The following is a 24,017-nucleotide window of genomic DNA, read 5'->3' as shown; positions in this document are numbered from 1 at the left end:
CGTGGAAATTTTCAAAGAGTTCACATTCGAATCGGCGCACCGCCTGCCCAACGTCCCTGCCGGGCACAAATGCGGCCGCCTGCACGGCCACTCGTTCAAGGTCGGCTTGCACCTGACCGGCCCGCTCGACCCGCATACCGGCTGGATCCGCGATTTCGCCGAGGTCAAGGCGATCTTCAAGCCAATCTACGAGCAGCTGGACCACAACTACCTGAACGATATCCCGGGCCTGGAAAACCCCACCAGCGAAGTGATCGCCAAGTGGATCTGGGACCAGGTCAAGCCGCTGATGCCGGAGCTGTCGAAGGTGCGCATCCACGAGACCTGCACCAGTGGCTGCGAGTACACTGGCGACTGACTGCGAACCAAGGGCGCTGCACGAGCGCCCTTTTCAGGCGCTAGCACCTGGCTGACACCTCTAGCACTTCCAGCTCGAGAGTACCTTCCCCTCCCAGCCATACCGTGTCCAGAGTGCGCTGACCCTGCGGGTAGACCATCTTCAGGTCCGGGCCACTGATATGTTTCAACTTCACCCCTTTGATGCGAGCTCCCCGTTGCAGTGATGCCGGGCTTACCCCGTCCAGGCGCCAGAGGAATGCCGGCTCGGCGCGATCTTTTTCCCATCGCCGAGCGAGGCTCAGGCTCCAGCCCCGCTCGTGCTTCAAGGTAAAGTTCAACCGTCGCCCCCGCGCATCGAGTGGCCAGATTTCATAAGCGTAAGCGCCATTCTCCTCATAGACGGCAAACCAGAAGCGCTGGCAGGCCGGGCGAGCCTCATCGCTGCGCCAATGGTCCTGCAGTACATCACCGAGCTCGACCTCCAGCGCTGCTCTGGGGTTCCACTCGTGGCCTTGATCGAATCGCGCCACCACCAGTCCGGCCTGCTCATCGCTGGCGGTGTCCGCTGCGCCAGACAACGCCTCGGGGCGCCACCAGGCGCGTGCGATAAAGCCGTACTCGGGCTTGAATTCATACTTGCTTGCGATTCGGCGCAAGCCCGAACCCCAGGCTACATCCCGGGCCTCATGCGCGAAGTCGAGGATTTCCAGTGCCATCAGGCCAAGCTGGCCATTCCGGGTATTGATCAGCCAGGCCTCCCGGTTCTCCAGGCGCCTGGCTTGCCGGCCATCAGCATCGAGCAGCAGCACATTGCAGATACGCGCGCCACGCTGGAGAGCCTTGGTACTCATGCCTTCGAGCGTCCACAGATGCGTCGGTGAGCTCAACCGGGCGCTGCCCGCTGCTGGTTCAACCTGATCCTTTATTCCTGCATAGCCCGACAACGGGCTGGGGTTGCTACGCACGATTCGGTTGAGTGGCTTCCAGGCCCTGTCATACGGCCTGATTTCGTAACCGAGCGTTGAAGTGTGCCGGTCAGAACCTTTCACGTAGGCACCAAACCAGAACAGCTCGCCGTAGACGTGCGCCGGGGTGGTAAAGTCCTCGGCTCCCAGTTGCAAAGGCCCCTGGCCAGCGGGCTCGGCCCGCAGGTAATTGTACCAGTGGTCGTTATGAATCGCGGCGCCGCCGGTGTGCAGCCACAGAGGGGCAAGCTTGTCGAGCGAATCATCCCATCGCGCCGGGTTGAGCAGATAGTCGGACAACTGCCACCAGCAACGTGCCAGGAAGGAAAACTCGGGATAATGAATGTAGTCGCTCATGATCGCTCACTTGTATGGAGGAAGTGAGCCGAACGCTATCGGTCGCAGCCGATGGAAGGCAGAAGGAAGGCCTTACAGCAGAGCCTGACCAAGAAACGCCGGAGCGATGTAGCGCTGGTAATGCGCCTCGGACAGCAGGAAAAACTCGCGGTCGATGGCATCGCGCAGCTGTGGCAAATCCCAATCGCGAAACTCCGGCAGCAGCACCATGCCATAGGCCTCCAGGTCGCGGATCATCCGCGCCCCGCGGGCAATCAGCTGGTACGCCCAGCAATACTCCGACTGCTGCTCGACAAAGCGGATGGAGCGCTGCTCCAGTTGCTGGCGCAGCAAGCCTTTGTCGAACACTTCCAGCTTGGCCATCATCACCTGCACCAGCAACTGCTCCAGGCGCAGCCACACCGCGCGCTTCTGCGCATCGTCGTAGCCGTTCCAGTTGATCACTTCGTGGTGGAAACGCTTGCAGCCACGGCACACCGTGTCTCCGTAAACCGTGGAGCACAGGCCGACGCAAGGGGTCTTGATGGACTTGTTGGACATGAAAAACAACAGCTTGGCGGTGGAACACGGGCTCATGTTAGCCCTTTGTCTAACCAGGGTCACTCGTTAAAGTCATCATCGCCGCCTTACTTTCGGGCTTTTTTTGCCGTAGAATCATCCGGCCTTTTCAAAGGCAACAATGTCCGTTGGAAGCTGTTTTCAAAGCGTCACGAGCACAGTTCATCCGGTAGAACGGCGTTGGCCCGGGCCATGCAACCCTCGCATGCCCGTGCCAGCCCTCATCAGCTCCCCGTTCTGCTGGCGTAAAACTTTGAAAGCAGCTTCTGTAAGGATTCTTTGCGACTCTGGCTGGGCGGCCCACAAAGCCGTGGCAGCGCATGGGTGCATCGAATGCTGGATGAGCGTCCCGGACCCCCTTTAGGGACCACTGATGAGGGAAATAACTGTGCTTGAAGCCTACCGCAAACACATCGAAGAGCGTGCCGCCCTGGGCATCGTGCCCCAGCCGCTGAACGCCGAACAAACTGCAGGCCTGGTCGAGCTGCTGAAAAACCCGCCGGCCGGCGAAGAAGCCTTCCTCGTAGACCTGATCACCAACCGCGTACCGCCAGGGGTCGACGAAGCTGCCTACGTCAAGGCCGCTTTCCTCTCCGCCGTCGCCAAGGGCGAAGCCAAGTCGCCTCTGATCGACCGCAAGCACGCCACCGAACTGCTGGGCACCATGCAGGGCGGCTACAACATCGAAACGCTGGTCGCGCTGCTGGATGACGCCGAACTGGGCGCCGTCGCGGCCGAACAGCTCAAGCACACCCTGCTGATGTTCGATGCCTTCCACGATGTGGCCGAAAAAGCCAAGGCCGGCAACGTTCACGCCAAGGCCGTGCTGGAGTCCTGGGCTGCCGGCGAGTGGTTCACCTCGCGTCCGGCCATCGCCGACAAGTACACCCTCACCGTGTTCAAGGTGCCTGGCGAAACCAACACCGACGACCTGTCCCCTGCCCCGGACGCCTGGTCGCGCCCTGACATCCCGCTGCACGCCCTGGCCATGCTGAAAATGGCCCGTGACGGCATCGAGCCGCAGCAGCCTGGTTCGGTCGGCCCGCTGGCCCAGATCGAAGCCGTCAAGGCCAAGGGCTTCCCGGTTGCCTACGTCGGTGACGTGGTCGGTACCGGTTCCTCGCGCAAATCCGCCACCAACTCGGTGCTGTGGTTCTTCGGCGACGACATCCCGTACGTACCGAACAAGCGCGCCGGTGGCTTCTGCTTCGGCACCAAGATCGCCCCGATCTTCTACAACACCATGGAAGACGCCGGCGCCCTGCCGATCGAATTCGACTGCACCAACCTGGCGATGGGCGACGTCATCGACGTTTACCCATACAAAGGTGAAGTACGCCGTCACGGCAGCGACGAACTGGTTACCAGCTTCACCCTGAAGACCGAAGTTCTGCTGGATGAAGTCCGCGCTGGCGGCCGTATCCCGCTGATCGTCGGCCGTGGCCTGACCGAAAAAGCCCGCGCCGAGCTGGGCCAGGGCCCATCGGACCTGTTCAAGAAACCAGAGCAGCCTGCCGACACCGGCAAGGGCTTCACCCTGGCGCAAAAAATGGTTGGTCGCGCTTGCGGCCTGCCTGAAGGCCAGGGCGTACGCCCAGGTGCCTACTGCGAGCCGAAGATGACCACTGTCGGTTCCCAGGACACCACTGGCCCGATGACCCGCGACGAGCTGAAGGACCTGGCATGCCTGGGCTTCTCCGCTGACCTGGTAATGCAGTCGTTCTGCCACACCGCGGCGTATCCGAAGCCGATCGACGTCACCACCCACCACACCCTGCCAGACTTCATACGCACCCGTGGCGGCGTGTCGCTGCGCCCGGGCGACGGCATCATCCACAGCTGGCTGAACCGCATGCTGATGCCTGACACCGTGGGCACCGGTGGCGACTCGCACACCCGCTTCCCGATCGGCATCTCGTTCCCGGCCGGTTCTGGCCTGGTAGCGTTCGCCGCTGCCACCGGCGTCATGCCGCTGGACATGCCAGAGTCGATCCTGGTGCGCTTCAAGGGCAAACTGCAACCAGGCATCACCCTGCGTGACCTGGTCCACGCCATCCCTTACTACGCCATCAAGCAAGGCCTGCTGACCGTCGAGAAGAAGGGCAAGAAAAACGCCTTCTCCGGCCGCATCCTGGAAATCGAAGGCCTGGACGAACTGACTGTCGAGCAAGCCTTCGAGCTGTCCGACGCCTCGGCCGAACGTTCCGCTGCCGGTTGCACCATCAAGCTGCCAGAGAAGGCCATCGCCGAGTACCTGCAGTCCAACATCACCCTGCTGCGCTGGATGATCGGCGAAGGCTACGGCGATGCCCGCACCCTGGAGCGCCGCGCCCAGGCCATGGAAGCCTGGCTGGCCAAGCCTGAGCTGCTGTCGGCCGACGCCGATGCCGAATACGCCGAAATCATCGAGATCGACCTGGCCGACGTCAAGGAGCCTGTGCTCTGCGCGCCGAACGACCCGGACGATGCCCGCCTGCTGTCTTCGGTACAGGGCGAGAAGATCGACGAAGTGTTCATCGGTTCGTGCATGACCAACATCGGCCACTTCCGCGCCGCCGGCAAGCTGCTGGACAAGGTCAAGGGCGGTATCCCGACCCGTCTGTGGCTGGCTCCGCCAACCAAGATGGACGCTCACCAGCTGACCGAAGAAGGCTACTACGGCATCTACGGCAAGGCCGGCGCGCGCATGGAAATGCCAGGCTGCTCGCTGTGCATGGGTAACCAGGCACGTGTGCAGACCGGTTCGACCGTGGTCTCCACCTCGACCCGTAACTTCCCGAACCGTCTGGGCGACGCCACCAACGTGTACCTGGCATCGGCCGAACTGGCTGCTGTCGCTTCGATCATCGGCAAGCTGCCGACCGTCGAAGAGTACATGCAGTACGCGAAGGACATCGACAGCATGGCTGCCGACGTTTACCGCTACCTGAGCTTCGACCAGATCGCCGAGTTCCGCGAAGCGGCAGCCAACGCCAAGATCCCGGTGGTTCAGGCGTAAGCTGAGTTGTAGGATGTAACAGGAAGCCCCGGCAGAGATGCCGGGGCTTTCTTGTTTGAACCTGTACCGGCCTCTTCGCGGCTAAAGCCGCTCCCACAGGGACCCCACAGTTTTCAAGGGCTGCGCAAGACCTTGTGGGAGCGGCTTTAGCCGCGAAGAAGCCAGCACTGGCAATCTCAGATCACGAACAGGTCGACGAACCTGTGCACCGCCATCCCCTCAAGCCTCTGCTGGTCCTTGCACACATCCACTATCTCCCTGCACCGCTGCCGCGCAAAGCGCGTCGCCAGGTTGTCCCTGAACTTCGCCTCCAGCAACGGTATGCCCTCCCCTCGCCGCCGGCGATGCCCGATCGGGTATTCCACCACCACCTGCTCGGTACTGCTGCCATCCTTGAAAAACACCTGCAATGCGTTGGCGATTGACCGCTTGTCCGGCTCCAGGTACTCACGGCTGAAGCGCGGGTCTTCCACCACCTCCATCTTCTCGCGCAGGCGGTCGATGCTTGGGTGGTTGGCATGGAAGGCGTCTTCGTAATGCTCGGCCACCAGATGACCGAAAATCAGCGGTACCGCCACCATGTATTGCAGACAATGATCGCGGTCGGCGGCGTTGGCCAGCGCGCCGCTTTTGGAAATGATACGGATCGCCGATTCCTGGGTGGTGATGACGATACGGTCAACCTCATGCAGGCGGTTACGCACCAGTGGATGCAAGGTTATCGCGGCCTCGCAGGCGGTCTGGGCGTGGAACTCGGCAGGGAAACTGACCTTGAACAGCACGTTTTCCATCACGTAGCTACCCAGGGCTTGCGGCAGGCGCAGCTCTTGCTGCTCGGATGGCTTGAGCGCAAGGTCCTTGTTGGTGTGGCTGAACAGCACATCGTAGAAGCCCCACTGCGGCGCAGTAAGCACGCCCGGCACGCCCATCTCGCCACGCAAGGCAATATCCGCCAGGCGCACGCCACGGCTGGAGGCATCACCGGCGGCCCACGATTTGCGCGAACCGGCGTTGGGCGCATGGCGGTAGGTACGCAGCGCCTGGCCATCGACGAAGGCGTGGGACAAGGCGCTCAGCATCTGCTCACGGTTGGCCCCCATCAGCCTGGCGCACACTGCAGTGGAGGCCACCTTGACCAGTATCACGTGGTCGAGGCCAACGCGGTTGAAGGCGTTTTCCAGCGCCAGCACGCCCTGGATCTCATGAGCCATGACCATGGCTTCGAGCACATCGCGCATCAGCAGTGGTGCTTCACCTGCGGCCACGCGCTTCTGCGACAGGTGATCGGCAACGGCCAGGATGCCGCCGAGGTTGTCCGAGGGGTGGGCCCATTCGGCGGCCAGCCAGGTATCGTTGTAGTCCAGCCAACGCACCGTGCAGCCGATGTCCCAGGCGGCCTTGACCGGGTCGAGGCGGTAGGCGGTGCCGGGCACGCGGGCGCCATTGGGCACGACGGTGCCTTCTACCTGGGGGCCGAGGAGTTTGGTGCATTCGGGGAAGCGCAGGGCCAGCAGGCCACAGCCAAGAGTGTCCATCAGGCAGTTGCGCGCGGTATCCAGGGCTTCGGCGGAGTCGACCCGGTACGTGAGGGCGTATTCGGCGAGGGTTTGCAGCACCCGGTCGTAGTCCGGGCGGGCATTGAGGTCTACGTTGGCGCTCATATCCAGCTCCCTTCAGAATTGCCGGGGCTGCTGTGCAGCCCTTCGCGGGCTCGCCCGCTCCCACAAGTACACCACAGCCTTCGGAATCTGTGATTACCTGTGGGAGCGGGCAAGCCAGCGAAGGGGCGCAAAGCGGCCCCAACGAACTAAAGCCGAGCGCCAGTGGTGCGTTAGAAGCTATCGCCAGGCACGCGAACCCAGCCCTCCATCAGCACGCGAGCACTGCGGCTCATGATTGCCTTGGTCACTGTCCATTCACCATTCACCTGACGCGCCTCGGCCCCAACCCGCAGGGTGCCCGAGGGGTGGCCGAAACGCACGGCGCTGCGCTCGCCCCCGCCTGCGGCGAGGTTGACCAGCGTGCCCGGAATGGCCGCCGCGGTACCGATGGCCACCGCGGCCGTACCCATCATTGCATGGTGCAGCTTGCCCATCGACAAGGCCCGTACCAGCAGGTCGATATCACCTGCCTGCACCACTTTGCCACTGGACGCAGTGTAGGTGCTCGGCGGCGCGACGAAAGCCACTTTCGGCGTGTGCTGACGCCCGGCAGCCTGGTCGACGTTGTCGATCAGGCCCATGCGTACGGCGCCATAAGCGCGAATCGTCTCGAAGCGCAGCAGCGCCTGCGGGTCGCCGTTGATGGCATCCTGCAGTTCGGTGCCGGTGTAGCCGATATCCGCCGCAATGACGAAGATGGTCGGAATACCGGCATTGATCAGGGTCGCCTTGAACGTACCGACACCCGGCACCTCGAGGTTATCGACCAGGTTACCGGTGGGGAACATCGCCCCGCCGTCGCCATCTTCGTCGGCCGCCGGGTCGAGAAACTCCAACTGCACCTCGGCGGCCGGGAAGGTCACCCCGTCCAGCTCGAAGTCGCCGGTTTCCTGCACTTCACCTTCAGTGATCGGCACATGGGCAATGATGGTCTTGCCGATGTTGGCCTGCCAGATGCGCACGGTGGCAATTCCGTTGCGCGGAATGCGCGCGGGGTCGACCAGGCCGCTGCTGATGGCGAACGAACCGACCGCGGCGGAGAGGTTGCCGCAATTACCGCTCCAGTCGACGAAGGCCTTGTCGATGCTGACCTGGCCGAACAGGTAGTCGACATCGTGATCGGGCTTGATGCTTTGCGACAGGATCACGGTCTTGCTAGTGCTCGAAGTGGCGCCGCCCATGCCGTCGATCTGCTTGCCATACGGGTCGGGGCTGCCGATCACCCGCAGCAGCAGTGCGTCACGGGCCGGGCCAGGGACTTGCGCCCGCTCGGGCAGGTCTTGCAGGCGGAAGAACACGCCTTTGCTGGTACCGCCACGGATGTAGGTGGCGGGGATTTTTATTTGCGGTACATGTGCCATGTTCAATTCCTGTCTTGCACAGCCCCTGTGGGAGCGCGCTGCTCTTGATTAGGCGCTCGCTTCGAGGAAGTCCTGGGCAAAGCGCTGCAGCACCCCACCAGCCTCGTAGATGGACACTTCCTCGGCGGTGTCCAGGCGGCAGGTCACCGGTACCTCCAGGCGCTCGCCGTTGGCGCGGGTCACCACCAGGGTCAGCGTCGCCCGTGGCGTACGCGCGCCCAGTACGTCATAGGTCTCGCTGCCATCCAGGCCGAGGGTCTTGCGGTCGGTGCCCGGCTTGAACTCCAGCGGCAGCACACCCATGCCCACCAGGTTGGTGCGGTGAATGCGCTCGAAGCCTTCAGCGACGATCGCCTCGACACCGGCCAGGCGCACCCCCTTGGCCGCCCAGTCGCGGGACGAGCCCTGGCCGTAGTCGGCGCCGGCGACGATGATCAGCGGCTGCTTGCGCTCCATGTAGGTCTCGATCGCCTCCCACATGCGGGTGACCTTGCCTTCCGGCTCGATACGCGCCAGCGAGCCCTGCTTCACGCTGCCGTCTTCCTTGCGCACCATTTCGTTGAACAGCTTGGGGTTGGCGAAGGTGGCGCGCTGGGCCGTCAGGTGGTCGCCACGGTGGGTAGCGTAGGAGTTGAAGTCCTCCTCCGGCAGGCCCATCTTGGCCAGGTATTCGCCGGCAGCACTGTCCAGCATGATGGCGTTGGACGGTGACAGGTGGTCGGTGGTGATGTTGTCCGGCAGCACTGCCAGCGGGCGCATGCCGCGCAGGGTACGTTCACCGGCCAAGGCGCCCTCCCAGTACGGCGGGCGGCGGATGTAGGTGCTCATCGGGCGCCAGTCGTACAACGGCGCCACCTTCGGCCCACGGTCTTCCTCGATGGCGAACATCGGGATGTACACCTTGCGGAACTGCTCCGGCTTGACCGCGGCACGCACCACGGCGTCGATCTCTTCGTCGCTGGGCCAGATGTCCTTGAGGCGGATTTCCTTGCCATCGACCACGCCCAGCACATCCTTCTCGATATCGAAGCGGATGGTACCGGCGATGGCGTAGGCCACCACCAGTGGCGGCGAAGCGAGGAAGGCCTGCTTGGCATACGGGTGGATACGCCCGTCGAAGTTGCGGTTGCCCGACAGCACGGCAGTGGCGTACAGGTCACGGTCGATGATCTCCTGCTGGATCACCGGGTCCAGGGCGCCGGACATACCGTTGCAGGTGGTGCAGGCAAAGGCGACGATGCCGAAGCCGAGCTGCTCCAGTTCCTTCTCCAGCCCCGCCTCTTCCAGGTACAGTTGCACGGCCTTGGAGCCAGGCGCCAGCGACGACTTGACCCACGGCTTGCGGGCCAGGCCCAGTTTGTTGGCATTGCGCGCCAGCAGGCCCGCGGCAATCACGTTGCGCGGGTTGCTGGTGTTGGTGCAGCTGGTGATGGCGGCAATGATCACCGCACCATCGGGCATCTGCCCCGGCACTTCTTCCCAGCTGCCGGCGATGCCTTTGGCCGCCAGGTCGCTGGTGGCGACGCGGGCATGCGGGTTGGACGGGCCGGCCATGTTGCGCACCACACTCGACAGATCGAAGCTCAAGGTGCGCTCGTAGACCGCGCCGCCCAGGCTGTCGGCCCACAGGCCGGTGGCTTTGGCATAGGTCTCCACCAGCTTGACCTGCTGCTCTTCGCGGCCGGTCAGGCGCAGGTAGTCGATGGTCTGCTGGTCGATGGCGAACATCGCCGCAGTGGCGCCATATTCCGGGGCCATGTTGGAGATGGTGGCGCGGTCGCCCAGGGTCAGGGCACGGGCACCTTCGCCGTGGAACTCCAGGTAGGCGCCGACGACTTTCTGCTTGCGCAGGAACTCGGTCAGGGCCAGCACCAGGTCAGTGGCAGTGATGTTCGGTGCCAGCTTGCCGGTCAGCTCGACACCGACGATTTCCGGCAGGCGCATCCACGATGCACGGCCAAGCATCACGTTCTCGGCTTCCAGGCCACCCACGCCAATGGCAATCACGCCCAGGGCGTCGACATGCGGGGTGTGGCTGTCGGTGCCGACGCAGGTGTCCGGGTAGGCCACGCCACGATCGTTGTGAATCACCGGCGACATCTTCTCCAGGTTGATCTGGTGCATGATGCCGTTGCCCGGCTGGATCACGTCGACGTTCTTGAACGCCTTCTTGGTCCAGTTGATGAAGTGGAAGCGGTCTTCGTTGCGGCGGTCTTCGATGGCGCGGTTCTTTTCGAAGGCCTGCGGGTCGAAGCCACCGCACTCGACGGCCAGCGAGTGGTCGACGATCAGCTGCACCGGCACCACAGGGTTGACCTGGGCCGGGTCGCCGCCCTTGTCGGCGATGGCGTCACGCAGGCCGGCAAGGTCGACCAGCGCGGTCTGGCCGAGAATGTCGTGGCACACCACGCGGGCCGGGAACCACGGGAAGTCGAGGTCGCGCTTGCGCTCGATCAGCTGGCCCAGCGACGCGTCGAGGGTAGCCGGATCGCAGCGGCGCACCAGGTTTTCGGCGAGTACCCGAGAGGTGTAAGGCAGGCCATCGTAGGCGCCGGGCTTGATGGCCTCGACCGCCGCGCGGGCATCGAAGTAGTCCAGGTCGGTGCCAGGCAGGTGCTTGCGGAATGCAGTGTTCATCATGGAATCAGGCTCGGTCACAGGATTCGGAAGGTTTCACCGCCCCCTGTGGGAGCGGGCGTGCCCGCGAATGCGTCAGCAGGTGCAAAGCGGTTGCCCCTACGGGCGCATTCGCGGGCACGCCCACTCCCACAGGGGAAACGGGTTGCCTCTCTATATCTATTCAGCGCTGTTCGATCGGCACGAACTGGCGCTGCTCGACGCCGACGTACTCGGCGCTCGGGCGGATGATGCGGTTGTTGGCGCGCTGTTCGAAGACGTGCGCCGCCCAGCCGGTCAGACGCGAGCAGACGAAGATCGGGGTGAACAGCTTGGTCGGGATGCCCATGAAGTGGTACGCCGAGGCATGGTAGAAGTCGGCGTTGGGGAACAGGCGTTTCTGCTCCCACATGGTCTTGTCGATGGCTTCGGAAACCGGGTACAGCACCTTGTCACCCACTTCGTCGGCGAGCTGTTTCGACCAGCCCTTGATCACCTCGTTGCGCGGGTCGGACTCTTTGTAGATGGCATGGCCAAAGCCCATGATCTTGTCCTTGCGTTCGAGCATGCACAGCAGCTCGGCAGTGGCTTCCTGCGGGCTCTGGAAGCGCTCGATCAGTTCCATCGCCGCTTCGTTGGCACCGCCGTGCAGCGGGCCGCGCAGCGAACCGATGGCAGCGGTAACGCAGGAATACAGGTCGGACAGGGTCGAGGCACAGACACGCGCGGTGAAGGTCGAGGCGTTGAATTCGTGCTCGGCGTAGAGGATCAGCGACACGTTCATGACCTTGACATGCAGCTCGCTCGGCTTCTTGCCGTGCAGCAGGTGCAGGAAGTGGCCACCGAGGGTGTCTTCGTCGCTGGTACAGTCGATACGCACGCCGTCGTGGGTGAAGCGGTACCAGTAGCACATCACCGCCGGGAACAGCGCCAGCAGGCGGTCGGTCTTGTCGCGCTGCTCATCGAAGGTCAGTTCGGGTTCGAGGGTACCAAGCACCGAGCAACCCGTGCGCATCACGTCCATCGGGTGGGCGTCACGCGGGATGCGCTCGAGCACTTCCTTCAGGGCTTGCGGCAGGTCACGCAGGCCCTTGAGCTTGCGCTTGTAGTCGGCCAGATCGGCTTTGCTCGGCAGCTCGCCGTACAGCAGCAGGTAGGCGACTTCTTCAAACTCGGCACCGGCGGCCAGGTCACGCACATCGTAACCCCGGTAGGTCAGCCCGGCACCGGCCTGGCCCACGGTCGACAACGCGGTCTGGCCGGCCACCTGGCCGCGCAGGCCTGCGCCACTGAGTACTTTTGCTTCGGCCATGGTGTTTCTCCTTTCTTGAACTTGTTATGGAAATCTTGCTGGCTAATCGGGTTTTCCTGTGCCGGCCTCTTCGCGGGTAAACCCGCTCCCACAGGTATGTGGGATCCCTGTGGGAGCGGGTTTACCCGCGAAGAGGCCGGCAGCGCCAACGAACGCCTTTAATCTTCAGCCTTTCTTCTGGGCAAACAGCGCATCGAGGCTCTGCTCGAAGGCGTGGTAACCAATGGCATCGTAGAGCTCCATGCGGGTCTGCATGGTGTCGATCACGTTCTTCTGCGTACCGTCACGGCGCAGCGCGGTGTACACGTTCTCGGCCGCCTTGTTCATGGCGCGGAACGCCGACAGCGGGTACAGCACCAGCGACACATCGACCGAGGCCAGCTCCTCGGTGGTGTACAGCGGCGTGGCGCCGAACTCGGTGATGTTGGCCAGGATCGGTGCCTTCACCCGGTCGGCGAAGGTCTTGTACATCTGCAGTTCGGTGATGGCTTCCGGGAAGATCATGTCGGCACCGGCCTCGACGCAGGCGGCGGCGCGGTCCAGGGCGGCGTTCAGGCCCTCGACGGCCAGGGCGTCGGTACGTGCCATGATCACGAAGCTGTCATCGGTACGGGCGTCGACTGCGGCCTTGATGCGGTCGATCATTTCCTGCTGGCTGACGATTTCCTTGTTCGGGCGGTGGCCGCAGCGCTTGGCGCCAACCTGGTCCTCGATATGGATGGCGGCAGCGCCGAACTTGCTCATCGAGCGCACGGTACGGGCAACGTTGAAGGCAGAAGCACCGAAACCGGTGTCGACATCCACCAGCAGCGGCAAGTCGCACACATCGGTGATGCGACGCACATCGGTGAGTACATCGTCCAGGCCGCTGATGCCCAGGTCCGGCAGGCCCAGCGAACCAGCGGCGACGCCGCCACCGGACAGGTAGATGGCCTTGAAGCCGGCGCGCTTGGCCAGCAGGGCATGGTTGGCGTTGATGGCGCCAACCACCTGCAGCGGATGTTCAGCGGCAACGGCGTCGCGGAAACGCTGACCGGGGGTGCTCTTCACAGTCATTTCTCACCTCGTGGGCTATTGTTGTAGGCGTCCAGATAGTGACGCTCGATATTGCGCTTGGACGCGCCGATGTGGCGGCGCATCAGGAGTTCGGCCAGCTCGCCGTCTCGGTCGGCGATGGCATCTAGAATGCGGTGGTGTTCGGCAAAGGCCTGACGCGGCCGGTTGGGCGTGGCCGAGAACTGGATGCGGTACATGCGCACCAGCTGGTACAGCTCGCCACACAGCATCTTGACCAAGGTCTGGTTACCGCTGCCCTGAATGATCCTGTAATGGAAGTCGTAGTCGCCTTCCTGCTGGTAATAGCCCAGGCCGGCCTGGAAAGCGGCATCGCGCTCGTGGGTGTCGAGCACCCGGCGCAGTTCGTCGATGTCGGCCTGGCTCATGCGTTCGGCGGCCAGGCGGCAGGCCATGCCTTCCAGCGATTCGCGAATTTCGTACAGCTCGATCAGTTCGGCGTGATTGAGCGAAACCACCCGCGCCCCCACATGCGGCACGCGCACCAGCAGACGCTGGCCTTCGAGGCGGTGGATGGCCTCGCGCAGCGGCCCGCGGCTGATGCCGTAGGTGCGCGCCAGCTCCGGCTCGGAAATCTTGCTGCCGGGGGCGATATCGCCCTTGACGATGGCCGCCTGGATGCGCCGGAAGACGTTTTCGGACAAGGTTTCCGTTTCGTCTGCCAGCCCCGGGCTGGGGGTGGATAGGTCTTGCATATTGTCGACACCTTGCAAATCTCTTTGCCAGAAATTAGCTAATTCGACCGTTGCAGTCAAAGACAAAATGAATATTGTCGACAATCGTCTAAGAACGAACTAACGCCTGCCCGATGCTGTCTGAACGCGCACCGCTGGCGTCAAGGCGCCGGCGTGATAGAATGCCGCGCCTCCGTTGGAGTATGGATAGCCTGTCTGTCATCCATTCATGCTGTTGACAGATGAACGAGGAAGCTTGCGCAGTCGCTGCCAGTCGCCTTGCCCTGAACACGGCCCTGAACATGGCTTTGAAAACAGCCCCGAACCTTGCACTGCACCGCGCCAGGAATATGAGACTTACACCCGCATTATTGCTGCTCTGCCTCACCCTGCTGCCGGCCCTTGGCCAGGCCGCAGGCAAGACCGTGTACGGTCTCAACGAATATGCACGCCTGGGCGACCTGGATCTTGAAGTGGCCGCCAAGCTCGACACCGGCGCCAAGACCGCCTCGCTCAGCGCCCGCGACATCAAGCGTTTCAAGCGCAACGGTGAAAGCTGGGTGCGCTTCTACCTGGCCATCGACGCCGCCCATTCGCACCCTATCGAACGCCCGCTGGCACGCGTAAGCAAGATCAAGCGCCGGGCCGGCGACTATGATGCTGAATCGGGCAAGGCCTACACCGCACGCCCGGTCATCGAACTTGAAATCTGCATGGGCCAGGCCGTGCGCACCATCGAAGTCAACCTCACCGACCGCAGCGCCTTCCAGTTCCCGCTGCTGATCGGCTCCGAGGCGCTCAAGCACTTCGACGCGCTGGTCGACCCAAGCCTTAAATACGCGGCCGGCAAACCTGCCTGTGCCACCGACGCTCCCAAAGCAGAGTAATCCCGATGCGCTCTCTTACCCTCCATCTGAAAGTCCTGATCACCGTGCTGGTGCTGTTGGGCGTGGCGGTCACGGCTTATCAGATCTTCGTACTCGGCATCCCGGTAACCGAGGATGAAACCGACGACCTGTGGAACATCGACGCCAAGGTCGAGTTCGTGGCCAGCACCAAGGACCCGGTCAAGGTGCAGATGTTCGTGCCACCGCTGAACCGCGACTACGTCAGCCTCAACGAGAGCTTCATCTCCAACAACTACGGGGTGAGCGTCAACCGTGCCGACGGCAACCGCAAGGTCACCTGGTCGGCCCGCCGCGCCAGCGGCAACCAGACCCTCTACTACCGCCTGGTACTGACCAAGCGCTACAGCAACGAGAAGACCACGGTCAAAGGCCCGACCTTCCGTGACAGCCTGGCAGTGGAAGGCCCCGAGAAGATCGCCGCCGAGGCCCTGATGGCGCCGATCCGCCAGCATTCGGCCGACGTCGAGACCTTCGTCAGCGAGACCATCAAGCGGGTCAACAACCTCAACGACGACAACGTCAAGCTGCTGCTGGCCGGCGACACCACGGCCATGAAGAAAGCCCAGGTCATCGACCTGCTGCTGTCGATCGCCCACGTACCGATGGAAAAGGTGCACACCATCCGCCTGGTCGCCGACACCCCGCAAACCCCGGAACTGTGGCTGCGCAGCTTCAACGGCAACGACTGGCTGTACTTCAACCCGGACACTGGCGAGCAGGGCCTGCCCAGCGATCGCTTGCTGTGGTGGACCGGTGACGACAACCTGATCACCGTCGATGGCGGCAAGAAGGCCAACGTTACCTTCAGCATGAACAACAGCGAGATGAACGCCATCCGCCTGGCCAAGCTGACCGACGAGAATACCGACGCCGACTTCCTCGAATATTCGCTGTACGGCCTGCCGCTGCAGACCCAGCAAACCTTCATGATCATGGTGATGATCCCGATCGGCGTGCTGGTGATCCTGGTGCTGCGCAACCTGATCGGCCTGCAGACCCTGGGTACCTTCACCCCGGTACTGATCGCCCTGGCCTTCCGCGAGACCCAGCTGGGCTTCGGCATCGTGCTGTTCACGGTCATCACCGCCCTGGGCCTGTCGCTGCGCTCGTACCTGGAACACCTGAAACTGCAGATGCTGCCACGCCTGTCGGTGGTACTGACCTTCGTCGTGGTACTGATTGCCGCCATCAGCCTGTTCAGCCACAAGCTGGGCCTGGAGCGCGGGCTGTCGGTAGCGCTGTTCCCGATGGTGATCCTGACCATGACCATCGAGCGCCTGTCCATTACCTGGGAAGAGCGTGGCGGCGGCCATGCCATGAAAGTGGCCATCGGCACCCTGTTCGCCGCTTCCCTGGCGCACCTGTTGATGATGGTGCCGGAGCTGGTGTACTTCGTGTTCACCTTCCCGGCCGTGCTGCTGATCCTGGTGGGCTTCATGCTGGCGATGGGTCGCTACCGCGGCTACCGCCTGACCGAGCTCGTGCGCTTCAAGGCATTCCTGAAGAAGGCTGACGCCTGATGTTTGGCCTGATCAAGACGTGGAAAGCCCTGGAGGCCCGGGGCATCATGGGTATCAACCGGCGCAACGCGGACTACGTGTTGAAGTACAACAAGCGCCACCTGTACCCGATCGTCGACGACAAGATCATCACCAAGGAGCGCGCCCTGGCGGCCGGTATCCATGTGCCGGAAATGTACGGCATCATCGAGACCGAGAAAGAGATCGACAAGCTCGACCAGATCATCGGCGGGCGCAGCGATTTCGTCATCAAGCCGGCGCAAGGCGCCGGCGGTGACGGCATCCTGGTGATCGCCGACCGCTTCGAGGACCGCTACCGCACGGTGTCGGGCAAGATCATCAGCCACGAGGAAATCGAGCACCAGATCTCGAGCATCCTCACCGGCCTGTACTCGCTGGGCGGCCATCGCGACCGTGCGCTGATCGAGTACCGGGTCACCCCCGACCAGATCTTCAAGAGCATCAGCTACGAAGGCGTGCCGGACATCCGCATCATCGTGCTGATGGGCTACCCGGTAATGGCCATGCTGCGCCTGCCGACCCGCCAGTCCGGCGGCAAGGCCAACCTGCACCAGGGCGCCATCGGCGTGGGTGTCGACCTGGCCACCGGCGTGACCCTGCGCGGCACCTGGCTGAATAACATCATCAGCAAGCACCCGGACACCACCAACGCGGTGGATGGCGTGCAACTGCCGAACTGGGACGGCTTCATGAAGCTGGCCGCCGGTTGCTACGAGCTGTGTGGCCTGGGTTACATCGGTGTCGACATGGTGCTGGATCAGGACAAGGGGCCGCTGATTCTCGAACTCAATGCCCGCCCTGGCCTGAACATCCAGATCGCCAACGACTGCGGCCTGACCCAGCGTACCCACGCCATCGAGGCGCACCTGGAAGCGCTGGCCAAGGATGGCATCAGCGAAGATGCCGAACAGCGCGTGCGTGTATCGCAAGGTTTGTTCGGGCACGTGCATCCGCGCTAGCAACCCGGGGGCCGCTTTGCGGCCCATTCGCGACACAAGGCCGCTCCCACAGGAGATCGCGCAATCCTGTGGGAGCGGCCTTGTGTCGCGATTGGGCTGCAGAGCAGCCCCAGATGCCAAACACAATGTTGAATGTCGCGCCCAGTGCTAGGCGCATTTCCTGCACAGGTCTACAATCGCCCTCCTCGCTTTTACATCGCCGTCCACACTGATGCCGACCTGTACGCTCCACCCCCTGCCCTACCAGCCCGACCCTGCCGCCTATTTCGCTCGCCTGCGCCAGGCCCCCGGCGCGATCCTGCTGGACAGCGCCCGCCCCGGCGCCGAGCGCGGGCGCTTCGACCTGCTCAGCGCCTGGCCGCTGCAACACCTGCAGGCACAGCCCGACGAAGATGGCCGCACCTTCCTCCAGCGCCTGCGCGCCGGCCTGGCCCAACTAGGCCATGCCCAGTTGCCCGCAGGCAGCGAGCTGCCGTTTGCTGGCGGCCTGATCGGCTATCTGAGCTATGACTTCGGCCGCCGGCTTGAACACCTGCCCAGCCAGGCTGTGGACGACCTTGGCCTGCCAGATGCGCAACTGGGCCTGTACGCCTGGGCACTGGTTACCGACCACCAGTGCGCGACCAGCCAACTGGTGTTCCACCCGAGCCTGCCGGGCAGCGAACGGGAACGCCTGATCGCCCTGTTCGAAGGTGTCGACAACGCGGAACGTGGCAGCTTCCAACTACTCGCGCCGATGGCCGGCGACCTTCAGCCCGAACAGTACAAGGCCGCCTTTGACCGGGTGCAGCGCTACATTCAGGCGGGCGATTGCTACCAGATCAACCTTACCCAGCGCTTCCGCGCGCCCTGCCAGGGCGACCCGTGGCACGCTTACCAGGCCCTGCGCAAAGCCTGCCCCACGCCCTTCTCCGGCTACCAGCAACTGGCCGACGGCAGCGCCCTGCTGAGCTTTTCGCCCGAGCGCTTCATCCGCGTCAGCCAGCGCCAGGTGGAAACCCGGCCGATCAAGGGCACCCGCCCGCGCGCCAGCAACCCGGCCGAAGACATGCGCAATGCCGAGGAGCTGCTGCATAGCCCCAAGGATCGCTCGGAAAACCTGATGATCGTCGACCTGCTGCGCAACGACCTGGGGCGTACCTGCGAGATTGGCTCGGTGAAGGTGCCGGAGCTGTTCAGCCTGGAGAGCTACCCCAATGTGCACCACCTGGTCAGCAGCATCACCGGCCAGCTGGCCAGCGACAAGGACGCCCTTGACCTGATCGGCGACAGCTTCCCCGGCGGTTCGATCACCGGCGCGCCGAAGATCCGCGCCATGCAGATCATCGACGAACTGGAGCCGGCGCGCCGGGCGCTGTACTGCGGCTCACTGCTCTACGTGGATGTGCGCGGCGAGATGGACAGCTCGATTGCCATTCGCAGCCTGCTGGTCAAGGGCGGACAGGTCAGCTGCTGGGGCGGCGGCGCGGTGGTGGCCGACTCCGAGTGGCAGGCCGAATATGAAGAGTCGATTGCCAAGGTGCGGGTGTTGATGGAGACCCTGCAAGGCTTGTGATCGGTGGCGCCTGCTTCGCGGGTAAACCCGCTCCCACAGGTTCTGTGCATATCCGAAGGGCTGCATCATACCTGTGGGAGCGGGTTTACCCGCGAAGCAGGCGCCACCGATATCGGCCCGTCTACCCCGCCATTTTTTGTTACCATCACCTCACTACGAGCGCACAGCGCCACAGCCAAGATGGAAACCGCCTGATGAGCCAACCCTTCGACGTCGCCGCCCTGGCCGCGACCTATGCCAACAAGTCCCCGCAAGACATCCTCAAGCTTGCCTTCGAGCACTTCGGTGATGACCTGTGGATCTCCTTCAGCGGCGCCGAGGATGTGGTGCTGGTGGACATGGCCTGGAAGCTGAACAAGCAGGTCAAGGTGTTCAGTCTCGACACCGGCCGCCTGCACCCGGAGACCTACCGGTTCATCGACCAGGTGCGCGAGCAGTACAACCTGCCGATCGAAATCCTCAGCCCCGACCGTGCCAAGCTCGACCCGTTCGTCAAGGAAAAGGGCCTGTTCAGTTTCTACAAGGACGGCCATGGCGAGTGCTGCGGCATCCGCAAGATCGAGCCGCTGCGTCGCAAGCTTGCCACCGTCAGCGCCTGGGCCACCGGTCAGCGCCGCGACCAGAGCCCGGGCACTCGCAGCCAGGTGGCGGCAGTGGAAATCGACAGCGCCTTCTCTACCCCCGAGCGCACCCTGTACAAGTTCAACCCGTTGGCGCAGATGAGCAGCGAAGAAGTGTGGGGTTATATCCGCATGCTGGAACTGCCGTACAACAGCCTGCACGAGCGCGGCTTCATCAGCATTGGCTGCGAGCCCTGCACCCGGCCGGTGTTGCCTAACCAGCATGAGCGTGAAGGGCGTTGGTGGTGGGAAGAGTCGACGCAGAAGGAATGCGGGTTGCACGCTGGCAACCTGATCAGCAAGGCATAAACGACTGGGGCCGTTGTGGGAGCGGGCTCACCCGCGAACACCGGCGAAGCCGGTGCCATACACCGCGTCGCCTTCTTCGCGGGTAAACCCGCTCCCACAGGGGCCGTGAGGCCCCCTATATTTCTGGATCAGTGCACCGGCAGTTCGACACCTTCGAACAGCTCTTCCAGCTCTTGCTTGTTATGGCATTGAATGGCCTTGGCCATCACTTCACGGGTCAGGTGCGGGGCGAACCTCTCGATGAAGTCGCACATGAAGCCGCGCAGGAAGGTGCCACGGCGGAAGCCGATCTTGGTGACGCTGGCTTCGAACAGCTCGCTGGCATCCAGTGCTACCAGGTCGCTGTCGAGCTTGGCGTCCACGGCCATGCCGGCGACGATACCCACGCCCAACCCCAGGCGTACATAAGTCTTGATGACGTCGGCGTCTGCCGCAGTGAACACCACTTTTGGCGTGAGGCCACGGTGGTTGAACGCCTCGTCCAGCTTCGAGCGCCCGGTGAACCCGAACACATAGGTGACGATCGGGTATTCAGCGACTGCTTCCAGGGTCAGCTTCGGCAGCTTGGCCAGTGGGTGACCTTGCGGCACCACCACGCAACGGTTCCACTTGTAGCACGGCATCATGATCAGGTCGCCGAACAGCTCCAGCGCCTCGGTGGCGATGGCAAAGTCGACGGTACCGTCCGCGGCCATTTCGGCAATCTGCATGGGCGAACCCTGGTGCATGTGCAAGGACACTTCAGGGTACTGCTTGATGAAGTTGCTGATCACCGGCGGCAAGGCGTAACGCGCCTGGGTGTGGGTGGTGGCGATGGACAGCGTGCCCTTCTTCTCGTTGGAGAACTCCTGGGCAATCTGCTTGATGCTTTCGACCTTGCGCAGGATTTCACCGGCGGTATTGATGATGCGCTCACCGGCCGGGGTAACGCGGGTCAGGTGCTTGCCGCTGCGGGCAAAGACTTCAACACCCAGCTCATCCTCGAGCAGGCGGATCTGCTTGCTGATACCTGGCTGGGAGGTATACAGGCTCTGCGCCGTCGCGGAGACGTTGAGGTCATGGTGCGCCACTTCCCAGATGTAGCGCAGTTGTTGAAGCTTCATAGGTTCCCCTCGGTTCAGCGATGAGTCCGCGGCAGCAGGCAGCGACGATATATAACTATATTAGTGGTTCTGGAAATAAATCTAGAACTATTTTGTTACATGCCACCCCGAAATGGCCTACGGCCATCTTCATGCTTTCCTACGCCCCAAATGCTGTGCCAGCGGCACCATGTACACCGGTACCGGCGACAGCTGCAGCAGCCTTACCGCCGTGCGCCCCAATGGCACATCCACGCCGGCGCCAGCACTGTGGCTGCCGAAAATCAGCAGGTCGACGCTCAGCCGCTGCGCCTGGTCGAGGATCACCTGCGCCGGGTCGCCCTGGCGTACCCGCACCGCCTTGATCACCGCCAGGTCGGCCTCCTCGCCCAGTTCGTCGCGAAAGTTTTCCAGTACACGCTGCTCGATATTGGCCATCACCGTGTTCACCCCCTGACTGTGCAACTGGTCGAGCGTCTGTTCATCGAGGTAGCTTTGCAGCAGAGATTCAGCGAACTGGCCCATGGGCTCTACCGCGTGGATCACATACAACTCGGCGCCGAACGTGCGTGCCAGCGCCAGCGCGTGTTGCATGACAAAAGGGGCGTAGACACCGAGGTCGGTGGCGTACAGCATGGAGTGGATCATTCGACCTCCTCGACTGCCGCTGCGGCAGGGCAAGCTTCAGCTTAGCAGCGCGCCGGACGCACGCTTTGCCGTCCGGCGCGCTGCCGACGCGGGCTGGAGAGCCGTGGCAGGACCAAAGCCACGCTCAGCGAGGCTGTGCACCTCGGTCGATGAAAGCCAGCGCCTGGTACAGCATCTCCATGCGCGGCAAGCGGCAGCCTGCCGCGCGCGCCTGCGCCAACGGCTCGGCATAGATGGCCTGCAGTTCCAGCGGGCGCTTGTGGACATGGTCGTGGTACATGCTGGGCCAATAGTCGGGCATGCGCTCGGTCACCTGGAACAGGTGCTCGGCATAGCCCTCGGGCAACACATGGCCACACGCCGCCGCACCCTGCACCACCTCGGCCATCAAGGCCTGGATCAGGGCGCGAGCATGGCTGTCGGCCATCAGCGGCGTGGTGCTGGCACCGAGCAACACCGACAGGCCGTTGTAGGGCACGTTCCACACCAGCTTCTGCCAGCGTGCCTGGGCCAGGTCGGGCATGGCCTGCGAGTCGATGCCCGCAGCCCGGAACAGCTCCGCGCCCTCATTGACCAGCTCGGCACCACCATCGTTGGCCGGCCCGCTGTGGTAGCCGAGGTTGACCGCGCCCAGGGCCTGGTGGCGGATCACGCCGGGCGCCTGGCGGTTGACGCAGATGAAACACAGGCCGCCGAGCAGGTGCATGTCGCTACGCAAGGCCGGGCGCAACTGCTCCTCCACGCCCAGGCCGTTCTGCAGCAGCACCACCTTGGCACCCGGTGCGGCCGCCTGCACGATCAGTGGCGCCAACTGGTCATTGCTGGTGGCCTTGGCCCCCACCAGCAGCCAGTCGCAGGGCGGCATGTCGGCGGCACTGGCATAGGCCTGCACCTTTATCTGCAAGTTGCCATGCACGGCACTGTCCAGGGTCAACCCCTGCTCGCGGACAACCTCGTACTCGCTGCGCAACAGAAAATGCACATCGAAGCCGGCTCGGGCCAGCATCAACCCATAGAAGCCGCCGATGGCGCCACTGCCGATGATGCCGATACGTGGTGTGTGCGGATGCATGCCGATCTCCAGGTATAAAGTCAGCCCTCTTTTTACACAGGTTGCGCAGCGCTGGGCAGCCCATGCATGGCAAACACCTGCCATCTCGGAAAAACCCCACACGGACTGGGCCCAGCCCATTGTCGCGCCACCTGTAACGCGCTAAGGTTCGGCTCCCCGCTGCGATTATTCTTGCTGCTGGGCCGCACGGGGATAGTTGGCGGCCGGCACCGTGACCTGACGAGTAACACGATGGCTGATTTACCGATCGATGACTTGAACGTTGCCTCCAACGAGACCCTGATCACCCCCGATCAGCTCAAGAAGGAAATCCCCCTCAGCGCCAAGGCCCTGCAGACCGTGACTGCCGGCCGTGAAGTGGTGCGCAATATTCTCGACGGCAAGGACCATCGCCTGTTCGTCGTGGTCGGCCCTTGCTCGATCCACGACATCAAGGCCGCCCACGAGTACGCCGAGCGCCTGAAGGTGCTGGCCGAGGAAGTGTCCGACACGCTGTACCTGGTCATGCGCGTGTATTTCGAAAAGCCGCGCACCACCGTCGGCTGGAAAGGCCTGATCAACGACCCGTACCTGGATGACTCGTTCAAGATCCAGGATGGCCTGCACATCGGCCGCAAGCTGCTGCTGGACCTGGCCGAAATGGGCCTGCCAACCGCCACCGAAGCGCTCGACCCGATTTCCCCGCAGTACCTGCAGGACCTGATCAGCTGGTCGGCCATCGGCGCCCGCACCACCGAATCGCAGACCCACCGCGAAATGGCCTCTGGCCTGTCCTCGGCGGTCGGCTTCAAGAACGGCACCGACGGCGGCCTGACCGTCGCCATCAACGCCCTGCAGTCGGTTTCCAAGCCGCACCGCTTCCTCGGCATCAACCAGGAAGGCGGTGTCTCGATCGTCACCACCAAGGGCAACCCGTACGGCCACGTGGTGCTGCGCGGTGGCAACGGCAAGCCGAACTACGACTCGGTCAGCGTCGCCCTCTGCGAGCAGGACCTGGCCAAGGCCAAGATCAAGGCCAACATCATGGTCGACTGCAGCCACGCCAACTCCAACAAGGACCCGGCCCTGCAACCGCTGGTGATGGAGAACGTCGCCAACCAGATCCTCGAAGGCAACCAGTCGATCATCGGCCTGATGGTGGAGAGCCACCTGAACTGGGGCTGCCAATCGATTCCGAAGAACCTGGACGAGCTGCAGTACGGCGTTTCGATCACCGATGCCTGCATCGACTGGTCGGCTACCGAGAAGACCCTGCGCAGCATGCGGGCCAAGCTGAAGGATGTGCTGCCGCAGCGTAAGCGCGGCTGATAAAAGAAAGCGGGGCCGCTTCGCGCCCCATCGCGACACAAGGCCGCTCCTACAGGAAATCGCATAACCCTGCAGGAGCGGCCTTGTGTCGCGATGGGGC

Annotated in this window: 19 protein-coding genes; 8 read left to right on the top strand and 11 right to left on the bottom strand. The window is 63.3% G+C overall.

Annotation, left to right across the window (positions count from 1 at the left end):
• Window position 1: 1 nt before the first annotated feature.
• Entirely contained in the window at window positions 2-358 is a 357-nt protein-coding gene (gene queD / locus RIN61_RS20970; RefSeq protein ID WP_112252437.1) for a 6-carboxytetrahydropterin synthase QueD, read from the top strand.
• A gap of 40 nt (window positions 359-398) precedes the next feature.
• On the opposite strand, the gene RIN61_RS20965 is transcribed toward queD, so the two are convergent.
• On the bottom strand, window positions 399-1,661 hold the full coding sequence (locus RIN61_RS20965) for a hypothetical protein (protein WP_112252333.1): 1,263 nt from the start codon (window positions 1,659-1,661) through the stop codon (window positions 399-401).
• A 72-nt stretch (window positions 1,662-1,733) separates the two neighbouring features.
• The gene (locus RIN61_RS20960; RefSeq protein WP_181457344.1) at window positions 1,734-2,201 is read right to left on the bottom strand and encodes a DUF1289 domain-containing protein; all 468 of its coding nucleotides are present in this window, start codon (window positions 2,199-2,201) and stop codon (window positions 1,734-1,736) included.
• A 406-nt stretch (window positions 2,202-2,607) separates the two neighbouring features.
• On the opposite strand from RIN61_RS20960, the gene acnB reads away from it, so the two are divergent.
• On the top strand, window positions 2,608-5,217 hold the full coding sequence (acnB, locus tag RIN61_RS20955) for a bifunctional aconitate hydratase 2/2-methylisocitrate dehydratase (protein ID WP_112252331.1): 2,610 nt from the start codon (window positions 2,608-2,610) through the stop codon (window positions 5,215-5,217).
• A 176-nt stretch (window positions 5,218-5,393) separates the two neighbouring features.
• Here the strand turns inward: acnB and prpD are convergent, their stop codons facing one another.
• The 6 genes from prpD to RIN61_RS20925 form a co-directional block, all read right to left on the bottom strand.
• Window positions 5,394-6,878, bottom strand: a complete 1,485-nt coding sequence (gene prpD / locus RIN61_RS20950) for a 2-methylcitrate dehydratase (protein ID WP_207877528.1) — start codon at window positions 6,876-6,878, stop codon at window positions 5,394-5,396.
• Window positions 6,879-7,048: 170 nt separating this feature from the next.
• Window positions 7,049-8,239 (bottom strand): 2-methylaconitate cis-trans isomerase PrpF, encoded by a 1,191-nt coding sequence (gene prpF, locus RIN61_RS20945; protein ID WP_112252329.1) that lies wholly within the window; start codon window positions 8,237-8,239, stop codon window positions 7,049-7,051.
• Window positions 8,240-8,287: 48 nt separating this feature from the next.
• Window positions 8,288-10,876: a Fe/S-dependent 2-methylisocitrate dehydratase AcnD gene (gene acnD, locus RIN61_RS20940; protein WP_112252436.1), complete on the bottom strand. Its 2,589-nt coding sequence runs from the start codon at window positions 10,874-10,876 to the stop codon at window positions 8,288-8,290.
• Between the two features lie 163 nt (window positions 10,877-11,039).
• Window positions 11,040-12,167, bottom strand: coding sequence for a bifunctional 2-methylcitrate synthase/citrate synthase (gene prpC / locus RIN61_RS20935; RefSeq protein WP_112252328.1), 1,128 nt, complete (start codon window positions 12,165-12,167; stop codon window positions 11,040-11,042).
• 165 nt (window positions 12,168-12,332) lie between these two features.
• Window positions 12,333-13,223, bottom strand: a complete 891-nt coding sequence (gene prpB, locus RIN61_RS20930; RefSeq protein WP_112252326.1) for a methylisocitrate lyase — start codon at window positions 13,221-13,223, stop codon at window positions 12,333-12,335.
• The gene (locus RIN61_RS20925) at window positions 13,220-13,936 is read right to left on the bottom strand and encodes a GntR family transcriptional regulator (RefSeq protein WP_112252325.1); all 717 of its coding nucleotides are present in this window, start codon (window positions 13,934-13,936) and stop codon (window positions 13,220-13,222) included. The genes prpB and RIN61_RS20925 overlap by 4 nt, the downstream gene beginning before the upstream one ends.
• A 329-nt stretch (window positions 13,937-14,265) precedes the next feature.
• Between RIN61_RS20925 and rloA the strand changes: the two genes are divergently transcribed.
• The 5 genes from rloA (at window position 14,266) to RIN61_RS20900 (ending at window position 19,807) form a co-directional block, all read left to right on the top strand.
• On the top strand, window positions 14,266-14,802 hold the full coding sequence (gene rloA, locus RIN61_RS20920; RefSeq protein WP_046615736.1) for a retropepsin-like aspartic peptidase RloA: 537 nt from the start codon (window positions 14,266-14,268) through the stop codon (window positions 14,800-14,802).
• Window positions 14,803-14,807: 5 nt separating this feature from the next.
• Window positions 14,808-16,343: an osmotic stress tolerance membrane protein RloB gene (gene rloB, locus RIN61_RS20915; RefSeq protein WP_112252324.1), complete on the top strand. Its 1,536-nt coding sequence runs from the start codon at window positions 14,808-14,810 to the stop codon at window positions 16,341-16,343.
• Window positions 16,343-17,323, top strand: a complete 981-nt coding sequence (locus tag RIN61_RS20910; protein WP_112252323.1) for an alpha-L-glutamate ligase-like protein — start codon at window positions 16,343-16,345, stop codon at window positions 17,321-17,323. The genes rloB and RIN61_RS20910 overlap by 1 nt, the downstream gene beginning before the upstream one ends.
• Before the next feature lie 211 nt (window positions 17,324-17,534).
• Window positions 17,535-18,878: an aminodeoxychorismate synthase component I gene (gene pabB, locus RIN61_RS20905; RefSeq protein ID WP_112252322.1), complete on the top strand. Its 1,344-nt coding sequence runs from the start codon at window positions 17,535-17,537 to the stop codon at window positions 18,876-18,878.
• A gap of 194 nt (window positions 18,879-19,072) precedes the next feature.
• Window positions 19,073-19,807 (top strand): phosphoadenylyl-sulfate reductase, encoded by a 735-nt coding sequence (locus RIN61_RS20900; RefSeq protein ID WP_085624684.1) that lies wholly within the window; start codon window positions 19,073-19,075, stop codon window positions 19,805-19,807.
• Between the two features lie 128 nt (window positions 19,808-19,935).
• Here the strand turns inward: RIN61_RS20900 and cysB are convergent, their stop codons facing one another.
• The 3 genes from cysB to RIN61_RS20885 form a co-directional block, all read right to left on the bottom strand.
• Window positions 19,936-20,910 carry an HTH-type transcriptional regulator CysB gene (cysB, locus tag RIN61_RS20895; RefSeq protein ID WP_207877535.1) on the bottom strand — a complete coding sequence of 325 codons (975 nt, stop codon included), beginning with the start codon at window positions 20,908-20,910 and terminating at the stop codon, window positions 19,936-19,938.
• A gap of 129 nt (window positions 20,911-21,039) precedes the next feature.
• Window positions 21,040-21,537 carry a universal stress protein gene (locus RIN61_RS20890; protein WP_015269711.1) on the bottom strand — a complete coding sequence of 166 codons (498 nt, stop codon included), beginning with the start codon at window positions 21,535-21,537 and terminating at the stop codon, window positions 21,040-21,042.
• Between the two features lie 124 nt (window positions 21,538-21,661).
• A complete protein-coding gene (locus tag RIN61_RS20885; RefSeq protein WP_112252320.1) occupies window positions 21,662-22,609 on the bottom strand; it encodes a putative 2-dehydropantoate 2-reductase in 948 nt (315 codons plus the stop codon).
• A gap of 231 nt (window positions 22,610-22,840) precedes the next feature.
• Here RIN61_RS20885 and RIN61_RS20880 point away from each other — a divergent pair, with 231 nt between their 5' ends.
• Window positions 22,841-23,917, top strand: a complete 1,077-nt coding sequence (locus RIN61_RS20880; protein ID WP_013971901.1) for a 3-deoxy-7-phosphoheptulonate synthase — start codon at window positions 22,841-22,843, stop codon at window positions 23,915-23,917.
• Window positions 23,918-24,017 lie beyond the last annotated feature (100 nt).

Origin of the sequence: Pseudomonas inefficax, assembly GCF_032164165.1 — a bacterium.
Lineage (GTDB): Bacteria > Pseudomonadota > Gammaproteobacteria > Pseudomonadales > Pseudomonadaceae > Aquipseudomonas > Aquipseudomonas inefficax.
This window is presented reverse-complemented; position numbering and strand designations above follow the sequence as displayed.

Excerpts from the sequence above, each read along its gene's own strand:
- pabB (WP_112252322.1), top strand. The coding sequence starts at position 17,535 with ATGCCGACCTGTACGCTCCACCCCCTGCCCTACCAGCCCGACCCTGCC.
- RIN61_RS20890 (WP_015269711.1), bottom strand. The coding sequence starts at position 21,537 with ATGATCCACTCCATGCTGTACGCCACCGACCTCGGTGTCTACGCCCCT.
- prpB (WP_112252326.1), bottom strand. The coding sequence starts at position 13,223 with ATGACTGTGAAGAGCACCCCCGGTCAGCGTTTCCGCGACGCCGTTGCC.
- acnD (WP_112252436.1), bottom strand. The coding sequence starts at position 10,876 with ATGAACACTGCATTCCGCAAGCACCTGCCTGGCACCGACCTGGACTAC.
- RIN61_RS20900 (WP_085624684.1), top strand. The coding sequence starts at position 19,073 with ATGAGCCAACCCTTCGACGTCGCCGCCCTGGCCGCGACCTATGCCAAC.
- RIN61_RS20925 (WP_112252325.1), bottom strand. The coding sequence starts at position 13,936 with ATGCAAGACCTATCCACCCCCAGCCCGGGGCTGGCAGACGAAACGGAA.
- prpC (WP_112252328.1), bottom strand. The coding sequence starts at position 12,167 with ATGGCCGAAGCAAAAGTACTCAGTGGCGCAGGCCTGCGCGGCCAGGTG.
- RIN61_RS20885 (WP_112252320.1), bottom strand. The coding sequence starts at position 22,609 with ATGCATCCGCACACACCACGTATCGGCATCATCGGCAGTGGCGCCATC.
- prpF (WP_112252329.1), bottom strand. The coding sequence starts at position 8,239 with ATGGCACATGTACCGCAAATAAAAATCCCCGCCACCTACATCCGTGGC.
- cysB (WP_207877535.1), bottom strand. The coding sequence starts at position 20,910 with ATGAAGCTTCAACAACTGCGCTACATCTGGGAAGTGGCGCACCATGAC.
- RIN61_RS20910 (WP_112252323.1), top strand. The coding sequence starts at position 16,343 with ATGTTTGGCCTGATCAAGACGTGGAAAGCCCTGGAGGCCCGGGGCATC.
- rloB (WP_112252324.1), top strand. The coding sequence starts at position 14,808 with ATGCGCTCTCTTACCCTCCATCTGAAAGTCCTGATCACCGTGCTGGTG.
- RIN61_RS20965 (WP_112252333.1), bottom strand. The coding sequence starts at position 1,661 with ATGAGCGACTACATTCATTATCCCGAGTTTTCCTTCCTGGCACGTTGC.
- RIN61_RS20880 (WP_013971901.1), top strand. The coding sequence starts at position 22,841 with ATGGCTGATTTACCGATCGATGACTTGAACGTTGCCTCCAACGAGACC.
- rloA (WP_046615736.1), top strand. The coding sequence starts at position 14,266 with ATGAGACTTACACCCGCATTATTGCTGCTCTGCCTCACCCTGCTGCCG.
- RIN61_RS20960 (WP_181457344.1), bottom strand. The coding sequence starts at position 2,201 with ATGTCCAACAAGTCCATCAAGACCCCTTGCGTCGGCCTGTGCTCCACG.
- prpD (WP_207877528.1), bottom strand. The coding sequence starts at position 6,878 with ATGAGCGCCAACGTAGACCTCAATGCCCGCCCGGACTACGACCGGGTG.